This is a genomic window from Streptomyces sp. NBC_00483, assembly GCF_036013745.1.
GTDB lineage: Bacteria > Actinomycetota > Actinomycetes > Streptomycetales > Streptomycetaceae > Streptomyces.
Genome location: NZ_CP107880.1, coordinates 7282315 through 7304464, shown reverse-complemented (window position 1 = coordinate 7304464; position 22150 = coordinate 7282315). Strand labels below are relative to the sequence as shown.

Sequence of the window (22150 nt, the reverse complement as noted above, 5' to 3'; positions counted from 1 at the left end):
TCTCCCCGCACGAGGAGCCTGCCGAACCACTACGGTCACGCCACGATCAGGGAACCGTCGCTTCCCGGCCGACTCCCGACAGAACAGTTCACGAAACGTCCGAAATCCCGAACCCGGGCGCCCGCGCCTCCGCATTCGGGCGCCCGCGCTTCCGAACTCGGACGCCCGCGCCCCGGAGCCCCGCCGTCCGGGGCCCCGCCGCGCACGGCCCCGGCCCGGTTGACATCATGGACGGGTGAACTTCCGGTCGATCTACAGTCACGGTTTCGCGCGGGTCGCCTCGTGCACCGGCCACGCCGCCATCGCCGACCCGCGCACCAACGCGGAGGCCGTCCTGCGGCAGGGCCGCCGCTGCGCAGAGGACGGCGTCGCCGTCGCCCTCTTCCCCGAGATGGGCCTGTGCGGCTACTCCATCGAGGACCTGGTGCTCCAGGACCCGGTCCTGGACGAGGTGGAGGAGGCACTCGCCGACATCGTCACCGGCTCCGCCGACCTCCTGCCGGTCCTCGTGGTCGGCGCCCCGCTGCGCCACCGCAACCGCATCTACAACTGCGCGGTCGTCGTGCACCGCGGCCGGATCCTCGGCGTGGCCCCCAAGTCGTACCTCCCCACCTACCGGGAGTTCTACGAGAAGCGCCAGATCGCGGCGGGCGACGACGAGCGCGGCGGCACGATCCGGATCCGCGGCACCGAGGTCCCCTTCGGCACGGACCTCCTCTTCGCGGCCGAGGACGTCCCCGGCCTGGTCCTGCACGCGGAGATCTGCGAGGACATGTGGGTCCCTGTCCCGCCCAGCGCGGAGGCCGCCCTCGCCGGCGCGACCGTCCTGCTCAACCTCTCCGGCAGCCCGATCACAGTCGGCCGCGCCGAGGACCGCAAGCTGCTGTGCCGCTCGGCGTCGGCCCGCTGCCTGAGCGCCTACGTGTACGCGGCGGCCGGAGCGGGAGAGTCCACCACGGACCTCTCGTGGGACGGCCAGACCATGATCTACGAGAACGGTGTCCTGCTCGCAGAGACCGACCGCTTCCCGCTCGGCGACCAGTACGCCGTCGCCGACATCGACCTCGACCTGCTGCGCCAGGAGCGCCAGCGGATGGGCACGTTCGACGACAACCGTCGCACACACGCCGCGCGCACCGGCGACTTCCGCCGGGTGGACTTCCACCTGGACCCGCCCACGAGCACCGACCTGGGCCTCAAGCGCCGCGTCGAGCGCTTCCCGTTCGTCCCGGCGGACGCCGAGCGCCTCGCCCAGGACTGCTACGAGGCGTACAACATCCAGGTCTCCGGCCTGGTCCAGCGGCTCGGCGCGATCGGCGGCCCGAAGATCGTCATCGGCGTCTCCGGCGGCCTCGACTCCACGCACGCCCTGATCGTCGCGGCCCGCGCGATGGACCGGGCGGGCCGCCCGCGCACCGACATCCTCGCCTTTACGATGCCGGGCTTCGCGACGGGCGAGTACACCAAGTCCAACGCGCACGCGCTCATGAAGTCGCTCGGCGTCACGGCCGCCGAACTGGACATCACCGACACGGCCCGCCTGATGCTCAAGGAGATGGACCACCCGTTCTCGCAGGGCGAGCCGGCGTACGACGTCACCTTCGAGAACGTCCAGGCGGGCCTGCGCACCGACTACCTGTTCCGCCTCGCCAACCAGCGCGGCGGCATCGTCCTCGGCACCGGCGACCTGTCCGAGCTGGCGCTCGGCTGGTGCACGTACGGCGTCGGCGACCAGATGAGCCACTACAACGTCAACGGCGGCGTACCCAAGACGCTCATCCAGCACCTCATCCGCTGGGTCGTGAGCAGCGACCAGTTCGGCGACGAGGCCGGGAGGATCCTCACCGCGATCCTCGACACGGAGATCAGCCCGGAGCTGGTCCCCGGCGAGGAACTGCAGTCCACCGAGTCGAAGATCGGCCCGTACGCGCTGCACGACTTCACGCTCTACTACGTGCTGCGGTACGGCTTCCGCCCCTCCAAGATCGCGTTCCTGGCGTGGCACGCCTGGCGGGACGTGGAGGCCGGCGCCTGGCCGCCCGGCTTCCCGGAGGAGGACCGCGGCGCGTACGACCTCGCGGAGATCAAGCACTGGCTGGAGTACTTCTGCCGCCGCTTCTTCCAGTTCGCGCAGTTCAAGCGGTCCGCGATGCCGAACGGCCCGAAGGTCTCGGCCGGCGGCTCGCTCTCGCCGCGCGGCGACTGGCGCGCCCCGTCGGACAGCAACGCGCGGGTGTGGCTGAGGGATCTGGAGCGGTGGGAGTGGCCGGAGGGGGCGTGATCCGGAGGGTGTTCCCGTGATCTCTGGGGACTGTGACGTCTGACCACGATATTTCCGTGGTCAGACGTCACAGTCCCCGCTCACATCGCGCCCCTTGCGTCGCGCCCCTTGCATCGCGCCCCTCACGTCGCCCCCACCGGCCCCGCCCTGAACGTGCGGCGGTACGCCTGCGGGGTGACCCCGATGGTGGCGTGCAGGTGCTGGCGCAGGGACGTGCCGGTGGCGAAGCCGACCTCCGCCGCGATGCGGTCCACCGGGAGGTCCGTGGATTCCAGGAGATGGCGGGCGCGGTGCACGCGCTGCAGGATCAGCCAGCGGCCGGGGCTCGTGCCGGTCTCCTCCTGGAAGCGGCGGGCGAACGTGCGCGGGCTCATCCGGGCGTGCGCGGCCAGCTCCCGCAGGGCGAGTGGCCGGTCGAGCCGCTCCAGGGCCCAGGCGCGGGCGGGCGCGGTGCCGGTCTCGCCCTCGTCGGGGACGGGCTGCTCGATGTACTGGGCCTGGCCGCCCTCGCGCCACGGCGGGACGACGCAGCACTTGGCCACGAAGTTGGCGAGGGCGCTGCCGTGGTCGGAGCGCACCAGGTGCAGGCAGACGTCGAGGCCGGAGGCCGCGCCCGCGGACGTCAGTACGTCGCCGTCCTCGACGAACAGCACGTCCGGGTCCAGGGCGACGTACGGGAACATCCGGCGGAAGCGGTCCGCGAGCGACCAGTGCGTGGTGGCGCGCCGGCCGTCGAGCATGCCGGCCTCGGCCAGCGCGAACGCTCCCGTGCAGATGGAGACGGTACGGGCGCCGGGCCTGATGCGGGCGAGCGCGGCCCGTTCGGCGGCGGGCAGCGGCTCGGCGATGCGGGACATGTCGTACGGCGGGACGATCACGGTGTCCGCGGTCTCCAGGGCCTCCGGGCCGTGCGCGACGGTGATCGTGAAGTCGGCGTCCGTGCGTACGGTGCGGGTCGATGTCGCGGCGCAGGTCACGACCTCGTAGGCGTCGCCCGCCGAGCCGAAGACCCGCTTCGGGATGCCGAGCTCGAAGGGGTAGACCCCGTCGAGCGCGAGCACGACCACGCGGTGGGGCGGGCCCTCGTGCCGGGCGAGGGGAGATTCGGCACCCAATCCAGTCATGGCACGATTCTATCGCTGGATGACCATCTTGCCATTGTCCGGTTCCGCTTCCGTGGCGCAGGCTGGATTCATGAGCGACGAGAACACCACCACCATGAAGGCCATCAGCCAGGACACCCTCGGGGCGCCCGAGGTGCTCCAGGAAGTCGAGGTTCCGCGCCCGAAGCCGGGCATCGGGCAGATCGTGGTCGCCGTGCACGCGGCGGGCCTCAACCCCACCGACTACAAGCACCGCAGCTCCGGGCTCTTCCTGGGCGAGCCGCCGTTCGTGCTCGGCTGGGACGTGTCCGGGGTCGTCGAGGCCGTGGGTCTCGGCGTCGCCCTGTTCAAGCCGGGCGACGAGGTGCTCGGCATGCTGCCGTATCCGTACGGGGCCGGCTCGCACGCCGAGTACGTGGCCGGGCCCGCCCGCGCCTTCGTGCCGAAGCCCGCGGGGCTGAGCCATGTCGAGGCGGGTGCGCTGCCGCTCGTCGGGCTCACCGCCTGGCAGGCCCTGGTCGACATCGCCCAAGTGGCGCCGGGACAGCGGGTGTTGGTGCAGGCCGCGGCCGGCGGCGTGGGGCATGTGGCGGTGCAGATCGCCAAGGAACGCGGCGCGTACGTCATCGGGACGGCGTCGGCCGCCAAGCACGAGTTCGTACGGGGCCTTGGCGCGGACGAGGTCGTCGACTACCGCACCACGGACGTCGCGGCCGAGGTCCGTGACATCGACATCGTGCTCGACACCCTGGGCGGCGAGGACCGGCTGCGCTCCCTGGACGTGCTGAAGCCGGGCGGCATTCTCGTCTCACTGCTGCCGGGGCAGTTCGGGGACGTCGCGGCGCGCGCCGCCGAGCTCGGGGTGCGAGCGACGGACATGCTCGTCGAGCACGATCAGGCGGGGATGCGGGCCGTCACCGAACTCGTCGAGTCGGGCAAGCTCAAGGTGCACGTGGCGGACACGTACCCGCTGGCCGAGGCCGCCAAGGCGCACGCGGAGGGTGACACGGGGCGGGTGACCGGGAAGCTCGTGCTCACGGTGCGGCCGTAGCCCCGGCCCTCTCCGGGGGCGCGCTCAGCGTGGTCAGCGTGGCCCGGATCGTCGACAGGAGGGTGCGGCGGTCCTGGGCCCGGCTCAGTACCCGTAGGCCGTAGTACGCGCTCTGCACCTGGCGGGCCAGGGTGCGCGTGTCGATGTCCGTGCGGAACTCGCCCGCGCCCTGCCCCGCCGCGACGACCGTCCGGATCGCGCCCTCGACCCGGTCGAAGGTGCGGCGCACCACCTGCTTGACGTCGGGGTCGTGCGCCGCCGCCTCGATCGCGGCGTTGATCGCGAAGCAGCCGTGCGGGTCCGCCTCCGCGGCGGCGAGGTCGGTGTCGACGGCGTGCACCATCAGGGCGCGCAGCCGCCGGCCCGCCGAACCGGGCCCGGCGAGGATCTCCATCTGCTCGGCGGTGGCGGTGTCGTGGTAGCGCTCCAGGGCGCGCAGGTACAACTGCCGCTTGCCGCCGAAGGTGTTGTAGAGGCTGGAGGGGCCGAGCCCGGTGCTGTCGCACAGGTCGCGCGTGGACGTCCCCTCGTACCCGTGCCGCCAGAACGTGTCCATCGCCGCGCCGATGACCCGCTCCTCGTCGAACTGCCGTGGCCTCGCCATACCGCAAGACTACGAGTTTTGGAGCACTGGTACAAAACTCTCGGCTCGACGCTCCAGGCGGACTGCCCACAGCACGCCCACCAGACCCACCGCCGCGAGCGCCGCTCCCACCCACGCCACGGACGCGTACCCGAGGCCCGCGTCGATCGCGAGCCCGCCGAGGAGCGGGGCGAGGGTGTTGCCGACGTTGAACGCGGCCGTGTTGGTGGCGCCGACGAGGGTGGGCGCGGCGGGCACGAGCGTGAACACGCGGGACTGGAGAGCAGGGTTGGTGACGTATCCGGCCACGCCGAGCGCGAAGACGAGGGCGACGACCACGACCGCCGTGTGCGCGGCCACCGCGAGCAGCCCCGAGATCACGGCGAGGGCCCCGAGCCCCCAGCCGAGCGTGGCCAGCGGGGCGACCTGCGCGGTGCGGCCGCCGATGACGAGGCCGAGCAGTCCGCCCGCGCCGAAGAGCGCGAGCAGTACGGGCACCCAGGCGTCGCGGATCCCGGTGACGTCGGTGAGCAGCGACGCCAGATAGCTGAAGGTCACGATGACCGCGCCGAAGGTGAAGGCGGTGATGGCGTAGGAGAGCCAGAGGGCGGGGCGGGCCATGCCGCGCAGCTCCGCACGGACCGAGCGAGCCCCCTCCGCGCCGCCCTTCGCGGCCCGGTCGGCCGGTAGCGCGAGGACGGTACTGACCGCACTGACCACGGTCGCCGCGGCCACCGCCCAGAACGCGGCGCGCCAACTGGCGTGCTGGCTCAGGATGGTTCCGGCGGGGACGCCCACGATCGTGGCGAGAGTGAGGCCGCCCGCGACCACGGCGACCGCACGGCTCTTGGCGCTCGCGGGCACGAGGCTGACGGCGGTGGCCACGGCGACGGCCCAGAACCCGGCGTATGCGAGGGCACCGATCACCCGGGTCGCGAACAGCAGCCCGTACCCGGGGGCGAGCGCGCCGACGACGTGCGCCGCCACGAACACCACCTGGAGCCCGACGAGCGTGGCGCGGCGCGGCAGGCGCAGCGTCGCCACGGCGAGCAGCGGCGCACCGACGACCATGCCGAGCGCGAAGGCCGAGATGAGCAGCCCCGCGTCGGGGATCGACACCCCCAGGTCGGCGGCCATGTCCGGGAGCAGCCCGGAGAGCATGAACTCGGACGTGCCCTGCGTGAAGATGCCGAGCCCCAGGACGTAGACGGCGAGTGGCATGGGTTCTCTTCCTTTCCCTGTCGTTCTCGAGCGCGCGCCCCGTCCACTTCTCGCTCCAATGGTTTTGGAGCGTGCGCTTCATAACTAGCGCGGCGACAGTCCGCCGCGCCCTCACCGCAGGACGCTAGCACGTTATGTAGCACTCGCTCCAAAACCAGACAGGCAGCCGTGCGGGAATACCCGTGGCGGACCCCCGGTTCGATCACCTCGTACGTATACGGGCGGTCAACTCGCACAGGGGGTCGGCAGGATGAGCGGCATCGAGGTGTACGGAAGCGTCGCGGACGGCTTCGAGGAGGTCCGTGAGGAGTTCGCCGCGGCGGTCGCCGAGGAGACGGCCGAGCCGGGCGCGCAGCTGGCGGCGTACGTCCAGGGGCGGCCCGTCGTCGACCTGTGGGCCGGTGACGACATCGACGGGTCGACGCTGCTGCCCGTCTACTCCAACAGCAAGGGCGCCGCACATCTGGTGGTCGCGCTGCTCGTGCAGGAGGGCGTGCTCGATCTGGATCGCCAAGTGGTGTCCTACTGGCCCGAGTTCGTGGGCGGGGGCAAGGAGCGGCTGACGCTGCGCGAGCTGATCGCGCACCGTTCGGGCCTGATCGGTGTGGACGGCGGGTTCACGCTGGAGGAGCTGGCGGACGACCGTGTCGTCGCCGCCCGTCTCGCCGGGCAGCGGCCGTTCTGGGAGCCGGGGACGGCGTACGGCTATCACGCGCTGACCATCGGGGCCCTGACGGGTGAGGTGGTGCGCAGGGCGACGGGCCGCACGCTCCAGGAGGTCTACGAGGAGCGGATCCGGGCGCCGCACGGCCTCGACCTGTGGCTGGGGCTCCCGGAGGCCGAGGAGGCGCGGCTCCAGCCGACGCGGCCGATGGCGCCGACGCCCGAGCAACAGGCACTCCTGGACGCGAACCGGCCCTCGCCCGAGGGCCTCCTCCCCGTCGCGTTCAACCGGGCCGCCGACCCGTCCTTCGCCATCATCGACTACGCCAACTCCCGTACGGTGCGCGCCCTCGGGCCGGCCTCCGGTGGCGGCGTGGGCACCGCGCGGGGCCTCGCCCGGCTGTACGCGGCGGCGCTCAGCGGGGTCGACGGGGCGCCGGCGCTGCTGAAGCCGGAGACGATCGCGGAGTTCACGGAGCGCCGCTGGACGGGCCCCGACGCGGTGACGGGCGATCCGGACCACTTCACGCTCGGTTTCGAGACGGAGGGGGTGCGCTACCCGGCCTTGGGGGCCACCGCGTTCGGCCACGCCGGGGCCGCGGGCTCCGAGGCGCTCGCGGACCCGCGCACCGGCCTGGCCTACGGCTACACCCGCCGCCGCTTCGCCTTCCCGGGCTGCCCGGCACCGGAGAACCAGCGACTCGTCGCGGCGGTGGCGCGGGCGGCCGAGGAGAGCATGCGCTGAGCCCAGCCCTCAGCGGACCAACTCATCCCGCACAAGGCCCTGTTCGCGCAGTTCGTTCCGGACGAACTGCGCGAACTCCGTGGCGCCGCGCACCGACGTGTGCGTGTTGTCGCGCTTCTCGTCGTAGAGGTAGAGCGCCTTCGAGGCCTCCGGGCCCAGCTCCTCCACGCGCGCCTTCGTCAGCGCCGTCAGGTCGATCAGGGGGACCCGCTCCGTCGCCGCCAACTCCCGCACGACAGCAGGGTGGTTGACGCCGAGGCCGTTCACGAGGAGGGCCATGTCGTTGTTCAGGGTTCCGTCCGCGTTGAACCAGCGGCGCACGATCGGCGTCACGAGGACCGGGCGGGCGCCCCGCGCCCGGACACGGTCGACGAGGGTCTTGAGGTTGGCCCGGTACGTCGCCGCGTCGGTGGTCTTGTCGTTGTGGGCGAGCTGGATCAGGGCCAGGCCGCCGCGGCGGAGCTGCGGTTCGACGGCCGGGAAGAGGGCGGGGTTCTGGAGGTATGTCACTGAACTCTCGCCGCTGTCCGCGTAGTTGGCGACACTCACGCCCCGCTTGAGGAACTGCGGCAGCTCCTGGCCCCAGCCCGTGTACGGGTCCGCCGCCTGGTCGCACACCGTCGAGTCGCCGAGGAGGAAGACGCGTGGGGTGGTGGCGCGTGCCTTCTTGATCTGAATCGATGCAAGGAGCGGGGACGATCCGGCGAAGGTGAGGTCGAGGCCTTCCGTGCCGGTGGGGCCCGTGGGCTCGCCTTCCGGGGTGCGGACGTCGACCGTGAAGGAGCGGTGGGCCGTCCGGCCTGCGGCCGTCGGTGTCTCGGCGAGCAGGGCGCGGCGGGCCTCGCCGGATATCGACGTACTGCCCGCTTCGGCACCGCCCAGCGTGACGCGCACGTCGTACTGTCCGGGAGCCACATCGAAGTGGCAGTTCACGGGCGCGGTTCCGGTGCAGTGGTCGAGGCCGGAAGCCGGGGAGGCCCCGGAAGCGGCGTGGGCGGGCGCGAGCCCACCGGCGGACACGGCCGCGGCGAGGCAGGCGGCGACGAGTGCAGGTCTACGGAAGCGGCTCCGGGCACGTCTCACGGGTGGACTCCTTCGGCAGGGCGTACGGCGGACGGACCATAGCCCAGTGGGCAAGCGCTTTCTAGACCCCCTGCAACGATTCAAAGTTTTCGGCGAGAAACCGGTCGACGCCTTCAAGTCCCGTTCACCGAAAGGGCTTTCGCGAACGTCGTTCGACTGTCACGCTGCCGAGTCATCCGCACCATCCGCACCTCCCACCTCACTCAGGAGGGCACCCCCATGCCCGAAACCCCCATCGGACGCCGCGCCCTGCTGACGGCGGCCGCCGCGACGGCCGCCACCGCGGCGGTGGCAGGACCCCTCTCCCCCACCGCGTCCGCCGCGACTTTCGGCTACAGCGACGACGGCTCGAACTACGTCGTCGACACCGGCGCCAGCCTCGTGTTCAAGGTCAGCAAGGCGAACGGCGACCTGACGTCCCTGTCCTACAAGGGAGTTGAGTACCAGGGCTACGGCGGCAAGAACTCGCACATCGAGTCGGGGCTCGGCGCGTCCTCGGTCGGCGTCAAACAGTCCGGTTCGACGATCCTGATCTCCGTGGCGTACGGGACGCTTCTGCACTACTACGCGGCCCGGAGCGGCGAGAACAACGTCTACGTGTGGACCAACAAGGCGGACACCTCCGTCAGCGCCACCCGCTTCATCCTGCGCGTCAAGGCCGGCCTCTTCCTCAACGACCAGCCGGACTCCTACACGTACGCGCCGACGACGATCGAGGCGTCCGACGTGTTCGCGAAGGCGGACGGTCAGACCAGGTCGAAGCACTACTCGAAGCTGCGCGTCATCGACTACGACCACGTCGGCTGGAGCGCGGGCGGCGTCGGGTTGTGGGTGGTCCGCTCGAACCACGAGAAGGCGTCCGGCGGGCCCTTCTACCGCTCGCTGCTCAGGCACCAGAGCGCGGACGGCGGCGGGCTCTACGAGATCCTGTACTACGGCCAGAACCAGACGGAGAGCGAGCGGTTCGGCCTCCAGGGCCCGTACGTCATCGCGCTCACGGACGGCGGCGCGCCCTCGTCGTCGCTGTACCCCGGGAACATCGACACGTCGTGGGCGGACGCGCTCGGCATGTCCGGGTACGTCGCCGCGAGCGGGCGCGGGCGGGTGGCGGGCGTCGGCATCAGCGGTCGGGACACGTCCCACGCCTACACCGTCGAAATCGCCAACTCCACGGCCCAGTACTGGGGTTCGGCGCGCGCGTCGGACGGCTACTTCTCGATCGCGAAGGTTCTGCCCGGCACCTACACGCTCACCGTCTTCAAGGGCGAACTCGCCGTCCACACAGGGTCGGTGACGGTCACGGCGGGCGCGACGACGACGGTGAACACGATCGCGATCCCCTCGACGAACGACCCCTCCAACGCCACCGCGATCTGGCGGATCAACGACTGGAACGGGACGCCGAGCGGGTTCAAGAACGCGGACCTGATGACGTACGCGCACCCGTCCGACGTGCGCGCCGCCTCCTGGACCGGCAACGTCGTCGTCGGCAGCGGCACCGAGACCTCGGCCTTTCCCTGCTACCTCTGGAAGGACGTCAACAGCGGGGTCATCGTCTACTTCAAGCTGACCGCCGCGCAGGCCGCCGCCGCGCACACCCTCCGCATCGGCGTGACGACGGCGTACGCCAACGGCCGCCCGCAGGTCGTCGTCAACGACACATGGACGTCCGCGATCCCCACGCCGCCGACCCAGCCGGCCACCCGCTCCCTCACGAACGGCTCGTACCGCGGCAACAACCACACGTTCACGTACTCGGTCCCCGCCTCCGCCTGGCAGACGGACACCAGCGCGTACAACACGCTGAAGATCCAGGTGGTGAGCGGCTCAGGGACGACCTCGTACCTGAGCGCCGGGACGGCGATCGACGCGATCGATCTGCTGGCGTAGGGCCTCAGGGGCCTCAGGGGCCTCAGGGGCCTCAGAGGCCTTGGAGCCCTTAGGGCCTGACCCGGCCCGCCGCTCGGTCGGTTAGCGTCGACGTCATGACCAGCAACTCCTTCACCCGCGCCCTCGCCGGAGGCACGCTCGTTCTCGACGGCGGCCTGTCCAACCAGCTGGAGGCCGCCGGGCACGATCTGAGCGACGAGCTCTGGTCGGCGCGGCTGCTCGCCGAGGAGCCGGAGGCGATCGTCGCGGCGCACCGCACGTACTACGAGGCGGGCGCGAACGTCGCCATCACGGCCAGCTATCAGGCCACGTTCGACGGGTTCGCACGGCGCGGCATCGGGCACGATCGGGCCGCCGAACTCATGGTCTCCAGCGTCGAGTTGGCGCGTGCGGCGGCCACCGACACCGACACCGTCCGGCCCCTGTGGGTGGCCGCGTCCGCGGGTCCGTACGGGGCGATGCTCGCCGACGGGTCGGAGTACCGGGGGCGGTACGGGCTGAGCGAGGAGGAGCTGTACGCCTTCCACCGGCCCCGGCTTGAGGTGCTCGCGGGGGCCGCGCCCGACGTGTTCGCCCTGGAGACCGTGCCCGACGCGGACGAGGCGCGGGCCCTGGTGCGGGCCGTGCGCGGGCTCGGCGTGCCGGCCTGGCTGTCGTACAGCGTCGACGGCGCGCGCACCCGCGCCGGGCAGTCGCTGGAGGAGGCGTTCGCGGTCGCCGCGGACTCGGAGGAGGTCGTCGCGGTCGGCGTCAACTGCTGCGCCCCGCGCGACGTCGAGCCGGCCGTGCGCCTCGCGTCCCGCGTCACCGGCAAGCCGGTCGTCGTCTACCCCAACAGCGGCGAGGAGTGGGACGCCGAGGCGCGCGCCTGGACGGGCAGCGCCACGTCCGCCCCGGAACAGGTGACCGCGTGGCGGGACGCCGGGGCCCGGTTGATCGGCGGCTGCTGTCGGGTCGGGCCGAGCGCGGTGGCGGGGATCGCGGCGGCGCTCGGCCGCTGAGCCACGGGCGCGCTGGGCCGCTGGGCCACTGAGCCACGGGGACGCTAGGCCCGGCGTGCCGCCCAGTGGATCGCCCCCGCCAGATGCGCCCGGAAGGCCGGGTCGTCGTACGCCTCGGCGGCGTGGCCGAGGGCCGTGTAGAACATGCGGCCCGATGCCTCCGGGTCCCGGCACCACACCAGCGGATGGTCGCCGCCCATGGCCGCCCCCTCGTACGAGGACTCGTCGGCGTACGCGAGGACTCGTACGGTCGGGTCCTCGCGCGGGTCGGAGCGGAAGTCGTACCACTCGTCGGTGAACTCCCATTGGGGCGGCAGGTGTTGGGTTGCCGGGTGGTCGTGGTCGGCGATCCGGATGCGGCCCGGCTGGTACGCGGGGTGCCGGTCGAAGCGCGCCGCGAGCAGGTCCCCGTAGTACGGCCACCCGTACTCCGTGCACGCCGCGGCGTGCACCCCGACGAAGCCGCCGCCCCCGTCGACGTACCCAGCGAGCCGTTCGCGGCCCCCGCCCGTGAGCACGTCACCACTCGTGGAGAGGAAGACGACGGCGTCGGGCCCCGCGTCGAGCCCCGTCTCGAAGTCGGCCGGGTCCTCGGTGTGCCGCACGGCGAAGCCGAGTGTGCGCAGGGACTCGACGGCGCCCGGGATGGAGTCGTGGCGGTAGTCGGTGGTGCGGGTGTACACGAGGAGTGTGGCTGCGGGCATGCCCGGATGTTAGGGCCTGATCCAAACGACAGGCCCTAGTGGGGCTCGCGCTCCCCCTGGTCGAGGCGGAACGGCGGATAGATGTCCGTCATCAGCCCCGCGTACGCCGCCACCCGCGCCGCCCAGCGGTGCAGGCCGATGTTGAAGTCGTACATGCCGCGCGGGTAGACGCCGGTGAAGAGCAGGGCGACGGCGGCGAAGAACGTGAGCAGTCCCGCGACGCCGCCCGCCGTGCTGGAGCCGCCGACGAGCAGCGACACCATCAGCAGCTGGGGCAGCACGAGCAGCCACCACTTGACCAGGACCAGGCCGCGCGACAGGTGCTCGGGGTAGGCGACGTCGAGGCGGGCCGGATAGTCGGGGACGGGCGCGAGCGTGAACGGAGGGTAGCGGTCGGTGCCGAGGGTTCCGTACGTGTAGTAGCCGACGCGCCAGGTCCAGCGCATCACCCCGACGTTGAAGTCGAAGAGGAGACGCGGGTAGCGGGTCGTGAACAGGATCGCGAACAGGGCGACGAGCGTGGTGAGACCCGAGGCGATGAAGAGGAAGACGAGAATCAGGTAGTGCGGCAGGGCGAGCAGCCACTTCACCAGCCACAGCCATCGGGACACGGCCGGATCGTAATCGGCTTCCAGGGTGACCGGGTTCGCGGGGACCACCTTGGTGACGAGGAACTCGTTTTCTGCCATATGCCTCGTGTACGGCGGTTTCGGCCCGCGCGCAAGGAGGGACGGAAGGTGTCCGTTTCGTACAAGACCGCGGGCCTGTCCGGTGCCTACGGTGAGGCCATGAACGATGTCACTCCGCGTATGGACGCCATCGGCGTCAGCAGCTCCGACCTGACCGCCTCACTCGCCTTCTACCGGCTCCTCGGCCTCACGTTCCCCGCGGGCGCCGAGGAACTTCCGCACGTGGAGGCCGAGTTGGCCGGCGGTATCCGCTTGATGTTCGATCCCGACCCCAGCGGGGACGACCGGGGCTCCGGTCGTGTCTCGCTCGCGTTCCTCTGCGGCGACGCCGCGGGGGTCGACGCCACGTACGAGAAGCTGACCGCCGCGGGTCACCAGTGCGTGATGAAACCGTGGGACGCCGAGTGGGGGCAGCGGTACTGCGTGATGCGGGACCCCGACGGCAACCAGGTGGACCTCTTCGCGCCGCTCACGCCCGCCGCCTGAGCTCGCTCAGCGTACGGCCCGTCAAGTCCCTTACGTCGCGCGCCAGATGGGCCTGGTCCGTATAGCCCGCGCGGGCCGCCGCCTCGGCGAACGGGACGTCGGCGCGGACGAGCGCCAGGGCCCGTTGCAGGCGCAGGACGCGGGCCAGGGTCTTGGGGCCGTAGCCGAACGCGGCCAGCGAGCGGCGGTGCAGGGTGCGGGCGCCCAGGCCCGTCTCGTCGGCGACGGACGTGACGGTGCGGCCCGCGTCGAGCGCCCGCGCCACATGCGTGAGCAGCGGGTCGGGCGGCCCGGCGACGTGGGCGAGGCGGGCCGCCAGGTCCTCCAGTTCGGCGGCCGGGTCGGCGGCGGCGTCCAGGCGCTCGGTCAGCCGCCGGGCCTCGCTCCCCTGCCACAGACGCTCCAACTCGACACGGGTGTCCCGCAGTTCGTGTGCCGGTACGCCGAGGTAGCCGGGCGCCGTGCCGGGTGCGAAGCGGATGCCCGCGTAGCGGCAGCCTTCGCCGGGGTCCGTGGAGTGGGCGCGTGTGTCGGGTCCCGCGACGAAGAGCCGGCCCTCGCTCCAGATCAGGTCCATGCAGCCGTCGGGCAGCACCGGGGCCGCGGCGCTCTCGTCGTCCGCGACGGTCCGGGTCCACACCACCGCGCCCGGCACCCGCGCGGTCCTCTCCGCGTAGCCGCCGCTCATGACCGGTACTCCTGCGGGCTCACCCCGTACTCCCGCTTGAACGCGGTGGACAGGGCGAACGCGCTGCCGTACCCGACGCGCCGGGCGATCGCCGCGACCGTCGCCCCGCCCTCACGCAGCAGGTCCGCGGCGAGCGCGAGGCGCCAGCCGGTCAGGTACGCCATCGGGGGTTCGCCCACCAGCTCCGTAAAACGGCGGGCGAGCGCGGCGCGTGAGACGCCGGACCGCTCGGCGAGTTCGACGACCGTCCAGGGGTGGGCGGGGTCGTCCTGGATGAGGCGCAGCGCGCGGCCCACGACCGGGTCGCCCATCGCCCGGTACCAGGCGGGCGCGTCGGCCTCCGGCCGGGAGAACCAGGCGCGCAGCGAGGCGATGAGCAGGAGGTCGAGGAGGCGGTCGAGGACGACGTCCTGGCCGGGCTCGTCCTTCACGATCTCCTCGGCGACCAGCGGGGTGAGCGGGCAGCGCCACACCTCGGTGGGCAGCACGAGCAGCGCGGGCAGCGCGTCGAGCAGCCGCGCGGTCAGCTCGCCGCGCAGCTGGTACGTGCCGATGAGCATCTTGGCCGGGGCGTCCGGGGACTCGCCCCACTCCCGCACGCCGAACTCCTTGTAGCGGCCGACGTGCGCGGGGCCCAGCGGTCGGCACTCCTGGCCGGGTCCGATCTCGGCGCGCGGTGCGGTGGCCGGGTCGTCGCAGCAGACGTACGGGTCGGGGCCGCGGGCGATGGCGATGTCGCCGGGGCGGATGTGCCGGGGCTTGTCCTCGTCGCCCTCCGGCAGGATCCACGCCTCGCCCTCCACCATGATCATCACGGAGAGCGGCGCCTCGTCGGCGATCCGCACGGCCCACGGCGGCTCGAAGCAGGCCCGCATCATGAAGGCCCCGCGCGCCCTCGGCCCTTCCAGGAGCCCTGCGAGTACGTCCATGAATGCAGAGTAGACGGCCGCGCATGGCAGCGAGCGGCTCGGCGATGTCGGCGGATGGCGCCCGGCAGTTGAGTGGAGGCATGACGCAGACGGAGCGGAACACACAGACGGTGCTGGTGACCGGGGTGACCGGTCGTACGGGGCGCAGGGTCGCCGACGCGGCGCGCGCCGCCGGTCTTGACGTCCGGGCGGCCTCCCGGTCGGGCGCGGTGCGGTTCGACTGGGAGGAGCCCGGGACCTGGGACGAGGCGCTGCGCGGCGCCGACGGGGCGTATCTCGCCTTCCCCACGGACATCGGGGCGCCGGACGCCGCCGGCCTGGTGGGCGCGCTGGCGCGGCGGGCGGTGGAGCTCGGGGTGACGCGGCTCGTGCTGCTGTCGGCGCGCGGCGAGGACCAGGCGCTGCCGGCGGAGCAGGCGCTGCGGGAGTCGGGGGCGCAGTGGACCGTGCTGCGGTGCGCCTGGTTCCAGCAGAACTTCAGCGAGGGCCACCTCGCGGACCAGGTGCGCGGTGGGGAACTGGCGTTCGCGGCACCGGAGGCGCTGCGCGAGCCGTTCATCGACGCGACGGACATCGCGGAGGTCGCGGTCGCCGTGCTGCGCGAACCGTCGGGGCGGTACGCGGGCGAGGTCCTGGAGCTCACCGGGCCCGCGCTGCTGACGTGGGGCGAGGCGCTCGCGGCCGTCGCGGCGGCCACCGGGACCGAGAAGCGCTATGTCCCGGTTCCGGTGCGGGAGTACGGGGCGGCGCTGGGCGGGTTCGGGGTGCCGGAGGAGGAAGTGGCGTTCCTGATGGAGCTGTTCGGGGCGCTGCTCGACGGGCGGAACGCCGCGGTCACCGGTGACGTGGAGCGGGTGCTCGGGCGCGGGCCGCGCACGTTCGGGGAGTTCGCGGAGCGGGAGGCGGCGGCCGGCGCCTGGAAGTAGCCGGCCGGTGCCGCCCGGCGGCGTCAGTCCTCCTCGTCCTCCGACCCGTCACCGTTCTTCCGGACGTGCGTGCGCAGGCGGGACGTGACGTCCTCCGGAGGCAGGAACTTCGACCAGCGCTCCGGGAACTCGGACGGCATGCCCGGGTCGTCGCCGTCGTCCAGCTCCTCGTCGTCGTCGGGGAAGCCCAGCGCGGCCGCCCGGGCCAACTGCTCGGTGGCGGCCGCCCTGCGCACCCGCTCGTTCGCGGCGCGCGCCGCCGCCGTCGCGACCGACGGCCACACGCGGTCGATCGCGGCGTTCACCGCGGCGCCGACGAGCACCGCGAACGCCGAGACACCGATCCACAGCAGCACGGCGACGGGTGCGGCGAGGGAGCCGTAGATGGTCGGGCCCTCGATGGTGTTGGTGAGGTAGAGCCGCAGCAGGAAGCTGCCGGGAATCCACATCGCCAGCGCCACGAGGGCCCCCGGCACGTCCTCGATCCACGGCGAACGCACCGGCACCGACACGTGGTACAGAGTCGTCAGGAACGCGATGGACAGCACCAGGACCACGGGCCAGTAGAAGATCTGGACGAGGGACTGGGACCAGGGCACGAGCCCGATCACCGCGTCCGGACCCGCGATCATCAGCGGCAGCGCTATCGCGCCGACGACGAGCCCCACCAGGAAGAGCAGAAAGGCGAGCAGCCGCGTCTTCACGATGCCGCGGACGCCGTCGAGTCCGTACATCACGGTCACCGTGTCCACGAACGTCGACACCGCGCGCGAGCCCGACCAGAGCGAGAGCAGGAAGCCGATGGAGATGACGTCGGGCCTGCCGCCCTTGATGACGTCGTCCAAAATCGGTTCTGCGATCTCCTTCACGCCCTGGTCGGTGAGGACCGTGCGGGAGGCCTCCAGGATGTTGTCGCGGACGCCCGCGATGGTGTCGGCGCCGGTCCAGGTGTCGACGTACGCCAGCAGACCCACCAGGGACAGCAGCAGCGGCGGCACCGACAGGAGCGTGAAGAACGCCGCCTCGGCCGCGAGGCCCAGGATGCGGTACTCCATGCACGAGTTGACGGTGTCCTTCAGGAGCAGCCAGGCAGTCCTGCGCTTGGAGACGTTCTGATAGAGGACGCGAGCCCGATGGAGGCGTCCGGACGTCACTTCCTGGGGGGATTCACTTGCTGGCTGCACGTCTCAAAGGTATCCGTCGCAGGCCGCGGCACCCATCCCCGGTACCGGCGCGGCCCCCGGTCGGGGCTCCTCGTCCTCGACAATCGATCGGTTCTGTCTTCACCGTGGAACCACGGGAAGTAATTGAACCGTCTCTTTGATGAGTCGCCCGGCGAGCCGCACGAAATGATCGGGAGACCGACATGCGCGCGTCAGGAACAGATTATGGAAAATCGCCAATCCCTGACGCCCGCTTGAACCGTTCATGAAATTCCCGAAAGAATCGGGATTGAAAGCGGTGCGCTCCTCGGGGGGTCTGCAGAGCGCCTGCGACAAGGGGGATACGGGGGGCCACGGGCCGTGCCCGTTCACTGCGTGCTGCCCGTGATCCGTGTGCGTTCCACGCGGATCACAGCCATTGTGACGCGCCTTTCCCATGCAACGGAAACAACATCAACCATTCATGAGGAGCTGTTGTGGCACAAGGCACGGAGCACGTTCTCGCCGAAGTCCTGGCGGGTGTCGTCCGGGTGGATCATGTCCCACCAGAAAGCCATTTCTTCGACGATTTATGCGCCAACTCCCTCGTGATGGCTCACTTCTGTGCGCGGGTACGGAAACGGGAGGACCTGCCGTCGGTGTCCATGCGGGACGTCTACGGGTATCCGACGATCCGTTCGCTGGCCGCGGCGATCGACGCCGCCCCGCTGGCCACGAAGTCACCACCGAAGCCACCACCGCCGCCGCCCGAGCCCGGCAGCACACCCCGCTATCTGCTCTGCGGGGCACTGCAGTTCCTGGTGTTCGTCGCGTACTGCGCACTCGCGGGGGTGGCCGCCGGCCATGGCTACGAGTGGGTCTCGACGGGCAGTGGTGTCGTCGAGGTGTACACGCGCTCCGCGCTCTTCGGCGGCGCCCTGTTCGCGGGCGCTTGCCTGCTGCCCATCGCGGCGAAGTGGCTGCTCGTGGGCCGTTGGCGGGAGACCGAGTTCCCGGTGTGGAGCCTCGCCTACCTCCGCTTCTGGACGGTGAAGGCGCTGCTGCACGCCAACCCCATGATCCTGTTCGTCGGCAGCCCGCTGTACGTGCAGTACCTGCGACTCCTGGGCGCGCGCATCGGCCCGAACGTGACGATCCTGTCCCGTGTCGTGCCGGTCTGTACCGACCTGTTGACGATCGGCGCGGACACCGTCGTCCGCAAAGAGGCCCATTTCCTGGGGTATCGGGCGATCGCGGGACGCATCCGCACCGGCCCCGTGACCCTCGGCCGTGACGTCTTCGTCGGCGAGAAGACCGTCCTCGACATCGGCACGGCGCTGGGCGACGGCGCCCAACTCGGCCATGCCTCCGCCCTGTACGACGGCGCGGCGGTACCGGCGGGCGAGCACTGGCACGGCTCTCCCGCGCAGCCGACCGACGTCGACTACGTCCGCGTACCACCGGCCCGCCCGTCCGCGCCGCGGCGCGCCGGCTTCGCGCTCGCGGGCCTCGCGCACGTGCTCCTCGTGTACACGCCGCTCGCGGTCGGAGGCAGCTATCTCGCGCTGACGGAGCTGCCCACGCTCGATGTGCTGTTGGATCCCGGCTCGCAGGATCTGGGCTCGCCGGCCTTCTACGGCGAGGCGCTCGGCGTGTCCCTCATCGGGTACCTGGCGTTCATCGGGTTCGGCTTCGCGACCGTGGCGTGGCTGCCGCGCGCACTGGCGCCACTGGTGCGGCCGGACCGCACGTATCCGCTGTACGGCTTCCGGTACGGCGTGCAGCGCACCGTCGCACGGCTGACCAACATCAAGTTCTTCAAGTGGCTGTGCGGTGACAGCTCGCACATCGTCGGCTATCTGCAGTCCCTCGGGTACGACCTCTCGCACGTGGAGCAGACAGGCTCGAACTTCGGTACGGAGGTGCAGCACGAGACGCCGTACCTGGCGACGGTCGGCAGCGGCACGATGGTCGCCGACGGGCTCTCGATCATGAACGCGGAGTTCTCGGCGACCTCGTTCCGGGTCAGCCGCGCGACGATCGGGGCGCACAGCTTCCTCGGCAACCACATCGCCTACCCGGCGGGCGGCCGCACCGGCGAGAACGTGCTGCTCGCCACGAAGGTGATGGTGCCGCTCGACGGCGAGGTCCGTTCGAATGTCGGCCTGCTCGGCTCACCGCCGTTCGAGATCCCGCGCACGGTGGAGCGCGACAGCCGCTTCGACCACTTCAAGCAGGGCGCCGAGTTCCGGCGCAGGCTGGCCGCGAAGAACCGCTACAACCTGCGCACGATGGGCCTGTTCCTGTGCGTGCGGTGGCTGCACTGGTTCGCGCTGTCGGTCGTCGCGTTCGGCGCGATCGACCTGTACGGCGGCGCGGGTGTCGCAGGCGGCCTGGTGATCGGTGCGGCGATGGTCTTCGCGCTCGTGTTCAGCACCTGCTTCTACGTCCTCGTGGAGCGGCTGATCTGCCGCTTCCGGCCGCTCGCACCCCAGTTGTGCTCGATCTACGACCCGTACTTCCGGTGGCACGAGCGGCTGTGGAAGGTGCCGTCCAACCATCTCGTGGCGTTCAACGGGACACCGTTCAAGAACGTGGTGTGGCGGCTGCTCGGCGTGCGGGTCGGGCGCCGGGTCTTCGACGACGGGGCCTCCATCACCGAGCGCACGCTGACGGCGATCGGCGACGACTCCACGCTCGGCGCGCACAGCAAGGTGCAGGCCCACTCGCAGGAGGACGGCACCTTCAAGTCGGACCGGATCGTGATCGGTTCGGGCTGCACGGTCGGCACGGGCGCGCTGGTGCACTACGGCGTCGAGATGAGCGACGGCGCCGTGCTCGCGCCCGACTCCTTCCTGATGAAGGGCGAGCAGATGCCGGCGGGCGCCGACTGGGGCGGCAACCCGGCAGTGGAGAGGCAGTCATGACGGACTATCAGTGGGCCCGCAACCCCGCTCCGGGTATCGCGACACACGACGTACCGCTCCCCGTCGGCCTGTCGGTGACCGATGAGGTGCTCGACGCGGCCCACGCGCGGGTACGCGCCGCCCTGTCCCTGCACCCCGATGACCCGGTGTTCGGGGTAGATGTCACGGAAGAGGGCAGCCTGCGGCTGAGCTACCGCACCGACGCCCTCGACGCCGAGGCCGCCGCCCGTGTCGCGGGCTACCACCTGGCCGCGCTGACCGGACCGCCACTCCGGAACCTGCTGTCCGAGGCCGAACTCCGGTACCAGTTGGAGGACTTGGCGGGACCACCGCGCGCCCTGCCGGACCGGCGGGTGCACGAGTTGTTCGAGGAGCGGGTGACCGCCCACCCGGACGCGCCGGCCATCGCGGACGAGTACCGGCAGTGGACATACGCCGAGCTCAACTCCCGTGCGAACCAGGTGGGTCGGGCCCTGCTCGCGCGCGGCCTGCGGCCCGAGGGGGTCGTCGCCGTCGTCATGGAGCGCGGCCTCGACTGGGCGGCCGCCGTCCTCGGCGTCCTCAAGGCCGGCGGGGTGTATCTGCCGGTCGAGCCGCACTTCCCGGCCGAGCGCGTCGCGACGATGCTCGCCCGCGCCGACTGCCGGCTCGTTGTCGCCGACCGGGACGGCACCCTGTCCGTGGCGGACGCGTACGCCGAGGGCCACCCCGACACCGACCCGGGCGTACCGGTCCACGCGGACCAACTCGCCTATCTGTACTTCACCTCGGGGTCCACCGGCGAGCCCAAGGGGGCGCTGTGCGAGCACGCCGGGTTCCTCAACCATGTCCTCGCCAAGGTCGAGGATCTGGGCATCGGCCCGCACGACGTGGTGGCGCAGACGGCTCCGCAGTGCTTCGACATCTCGCTGTGGCAGCTGGTGTCCGCGCTGGTCGTCGGCGGTCGCGCCCTCGTCGTCGGGCAGGACACGATCCTCGACGTCGCCCGGTTCGTGGACACGGTCGAGCGGGGTCGGGTGAACGTGCTGCAGGTGGTCCCGTCCTATCTGGAGGCGGTGCTCGCGGAGCTGGCGCTGCGGCCCCGTCCCCTCCCCGCCCTGCACTGTGTGTCGGTCACCGGGGAGGCCGTGAAGGCGGAGCTGGTGCGCCGCTGGTTCGCAGCGCGGCCCGGGGTGAGGCTCGTCAACGCGTACGGCCTCACGGAGACGTCCGACGACACCAACCACGAGGTGATGGACCGCCCGCCGGACGGCGACCGGGTACCACTCGGGCCGCCGGTCAGGAACGTGCGCGTCTACGTCGTCGACGAGGACCTGCTGCCGGTTCCGCTGGGCGCGCCCGGCGAGATCGTCTTCTCGGGGGTGTGCGTCGGGCGTGGTTATGTCAACGATCCGGAGCGCACGAAGGCGGCGTTCGCCGAGGACCCGTACCGGCCCGGCGAGCGCCTGTACCGCAGCGGCGACCACGGGCGCTGGCGGCCCGACGGAAAGCTGGAGTTCCTCGGGCGCCGCGACGGCCAGGTCAAGATCCGCGGCTTCCGCGTCGAGATCGGTGAGGTCGAGAACGCGTTGACGCGGGTGGACGGCGTCCGCGAGGCGGCGGTGGTCGTGGTGCGGGGCACGCAGTTGGCGGCGTTCTGCACCGGGCCCCGGCCCGTGGACGTGAAGAAGCCGGTGGCGGCCGCGCTGCCCGCATACATGGTGCCGTCGGTCGTGCACTGGCGCGAGCGGCTGCCGCTGACCGCCAACGGCAAGACCGACCGCCGTGCCCTGACCGCGCTCGCCGAGCAGTTGGCGAGCGGAACCGAGCCTCCCCGTACGCAGGTCGAGCGTCGGCTCGCCGTGCTCTGGGCCGATGTGCTCGGCGTGCCGGCCGAACACATCGGCCGGCACGACCACTTCTTCGACCTGGGCGGTACCTCACTGGCCGCCGTGAAGCTGGCGATCTCCCTGGACCGGGCGATCACCCTCAAGGACGTCACACGCCATCCGGTTCTCGCGGACCTGGCCGAGCTGCTCGACCGGTCCCCCTGAACCAC

Annotated in this window: 18 protein-coding genes; 9 read left to right on the top strand and 9 right to left on the bottom strand. The window is 71.6% G+C overall.

Going from position 1 to position 22150, the window contains the following annotated elements; genetic code table 11:
- The first annotated feature begins 235 nt into the window (after positions 1-235).
- Positions 236-2281 (top strand): NAD(+) synthase, encoded by a 2046-nt coding sequence (locus tag OHA73_RS32765; protein ID WP_266715185.1) that lies wholly within the window; start codon positions 236-238, stop codon positions 2279-2281.
- Positions 2282-2403: 122 nt separating this feature from the next.
- Here OHA73_RS32765 and OHA73_RS32760 read toward each other — a convergent pair whose 3' ends face one another.
- Entirely contained in the window at positions 2404-3405 is a 1002-nt protein-coding gene (locus OHA73_RS32760; protein WP_266715184.1) for a GlxA family transcriptional regulator, read from the bottom strand.
- Between the two features lie 70 nt (positions 3406-3475).
- On the opposite strand from OHA73_RS32760, the gene OHA73_RS32755 reads away from it, so the two are divergent.
- A complete protein-coding gene (locus OHA73_RS32755; protein WP_327656832.1) occupies positions 3476-4435 on the top strand; it encodes an NADP-dependent oxidoreductase in 960 nt (319 codons plus the stop codon).
- Here OHA73_RS32755 and OHA73_RS32750 read toward each other — a convergent pair.
- Both OHA73_RS32750 and OHA73_RS32745 read right to left on the bottom strand, forming a co-directional pair.
- Entirely contained in the window at positions 4419-5039 is a 621-nt protein-coding gene (locus OHA73_RS32750) for a TetR/AcrR family transcriptional regulator (protein WP_327656831.1), read from the bottom strand. The two genes, OHA73_RS32755 and OHA73_RS32750, sit on opposite strands and share 17 nt — an antisense overlap.
- A gap of 9 nt (positions 5040-5048) precedes the next feature.
- A complete protein-coding gene (locus OHA73_RS32745) occupies positions 5049-6239 on the bottom strand; it encodes a Cmx/CmrA family chloramphenicol efflux MFS transporter (protein ID WP_327656830.1) in 1191 nt (396 codons plus the stop codon).
- A 250-nt stretch (positions 6240-6489) separates the two neighbouring features.
- Here OHA73_RS32745 and OHA73_RS32740 point away from each other — a divergent pair, with 250 nt between their 5' ends.
- On the top strand, positions 6490-7647 hold the full coding sequence (locus OHA73_RS32740; RefSeq protein WP_327656829.1) for a serine hydrolase domain-containing protein: 1158 nt from the start codon (positions 6490-6492) through the stop codon (positions 7645-7647).
- 9 nt (positions 7648-7656) lie between these two features.
- Here the strand turns inward: OHA73_RS32740 and OHA73_RS32735 are convergent, their stop codons facing one another.
- Positions 7657-8667, bottom strand: a complete 1011-nt coding sequence (locus OHA73_RS32735) for a rhamnogalacturonan acetylesterase (protein ID WP_327656828.1) — start codon at positions 8665-8667, stop codon at positions 7657-7659.
- Positions 8668-8949: 282 nt separating this feature from the next.
- Here OHA73_RS32735 and OHA73_RS32730 point away from each other — a divergent pair, with 282 nt between their 5' ends.
- Positions 8950-10620 carry a rhamnogalacturonan lyase B N-terminal domain-containing protein gene (locus tag OHA73_RS32730; protein ID WP_327656827.1) on the top strand — a complete coding sequence of 557 codons (1671 nt, stop codon included), beginning with the start codon at positions 8950-8952 and terminating at the stop codon, positions 10618-10620.
- A gap of 95 nt (positions 10621-10715) precedes the next feature.
- Positions 10716-11621 carry a homocysteine S-methyltransferase gene (mmuM, locus tag OHA73_RS32725; RefSeq protein ID WP_327656826.1) on the top strand — a complete coding sequence of 302 codons (906 nt, stop codon included), beginning with the start codon at positions 10716-10718 and terminating at the stop codon, positions 11619-11621.
- 44 nt (positions 11622-11665) lie between these two features.
- On the opposite strand, the gene OHA73_RS32720 is transcribed toward mmuM, so the two are convergent.
- On the bottom strand, positions 11666-12325 hold the full coding sequence (locus tag OHA73_RS32720) for a ThuA domain-containing protein (protein ID WP_327656825.1): 660 nt from the start codon (positions 12323-12325) through the stop codon (positions 11666-11668).
- A 35-nt stretch (positions 12326-12360) separates the two neighbouring features.
- The gene (locus OHA73_RS32715) at positions 12361-13014 is read right to left on the bottom strand and encodes a DUF4389 domain-containing protein (RefSeq protein ID WP_267068780.1); all 654 of its coding nucleotides are present in this window, start codon (positions 13012-13014) and stop codon (positions 12361-12363) included.
- 99 nt (positions 13015-13113) lie between these two features.
- Here OHA73_RS32715 and OHA73_RS32710 point away from each other — a divergent pair, with 99 nt between their 5' ends.
- Entirely contained in the window at positions 13114-13500 is a 387-nt protein-coding gene (locus tag OHA73_RS32710) for a VOC family protein (protein ID WP_267072753.1), read from the top strand.
- Here the strand turns inward: OHA73_RS32710 and OHA73_RS32705 are convergent.
- Entirely contained in the window at positions 13484-14188 is a 705-nt protein-coding gene (locus OHA73_RS32705) for a helix-turn-helix transcriptional regulator (protein WP_327656824.1), read from the bottom strand. The genes OHA73_RS32710 and OHA73_RS32705 overlap by 17 nt on opposite strands.
- Positions 14185-15117, bottom strand: coding sequence for an AraC family transcriptional regulator (locus OHA73_RS32700; protein WP_327656823.1), 933 nt, complete (start codon positions 15115-15117; stop codon positions 14185-14187). Before OHA73_RS32700 ends, OHA73_RS32705 begins: the two co-directional genes overlap by 4 nt.
- An 80-nt stretch (positions 15118-15197) precedes the next feature.
- Here OHA73_RS32700 and OHA73_RS32695 point away from each other — a divergent pair, with 80 nt between their 5' ends.
- Complete coding sequence (locus OHA73_RS32695; RefSeq protein ID WP_327656822.1) at positions 15198-16043, top strand: NmrA family NAD(P)-binding protein; 846 nt, start codon at positions 15198-15200, stop codon at positions 16041-16043.
- Between the two features lie 23 nt (positions 16044-16066).
- Here OHA73_RS32695 and OHA73_RS32690 read toward each other — a convergent pair whose 3' ends face one another.
- Entirely contained in the window at positions 16067-17227 is a 1161-nt protein-coding gene (locus OHA73_RS32690) for a YihY/virulence factor BrkB family protein (RefSeq protein WP_266715172.1), read from the bottom strand.
- Positions 17228-17682: 455 nt separating this feature from the next.
- On the opposite strand from OHA73_RS32690, the gene OHA73_RS32685 reads away from it, so the two are divergent.
- Together OHA73_RS32685 and OHA73_RS32680 are read left to right on the top strand one after the other, a co-directional pair.
- The gene (locus OHA73_RS32685; RefSeq protein WP_327656821.1) at positions 17683-20112 is read left to right on the top strand and encodes a Pls/PosA family non-ribosomal peptide synthetase; all 2430 of its coding nucleotides are present in this window, start codon (positions 17683-17685) and stop codon (positions 20110-20112) included.
- The gene (locus tag OHA73_RS32680; RefSeq protein ID WP_327656820.1) at positions 20109-22145 is read left to right on the top strand and encodes a non-ribosomal peptide synthetase; all 2037 of its coding nucleotides are present in this window, start codon (positions 20109-20111) and stop codon (positions 22143-22145) included. The genes OHA73_RS32685 and OHA73_RS32680 overlap by 4 nt, the downstream gene beginning before the upstream one ends.
- The last annotated feature ends 5 nt before the right edge of the window (positions 22146-22150 follow it).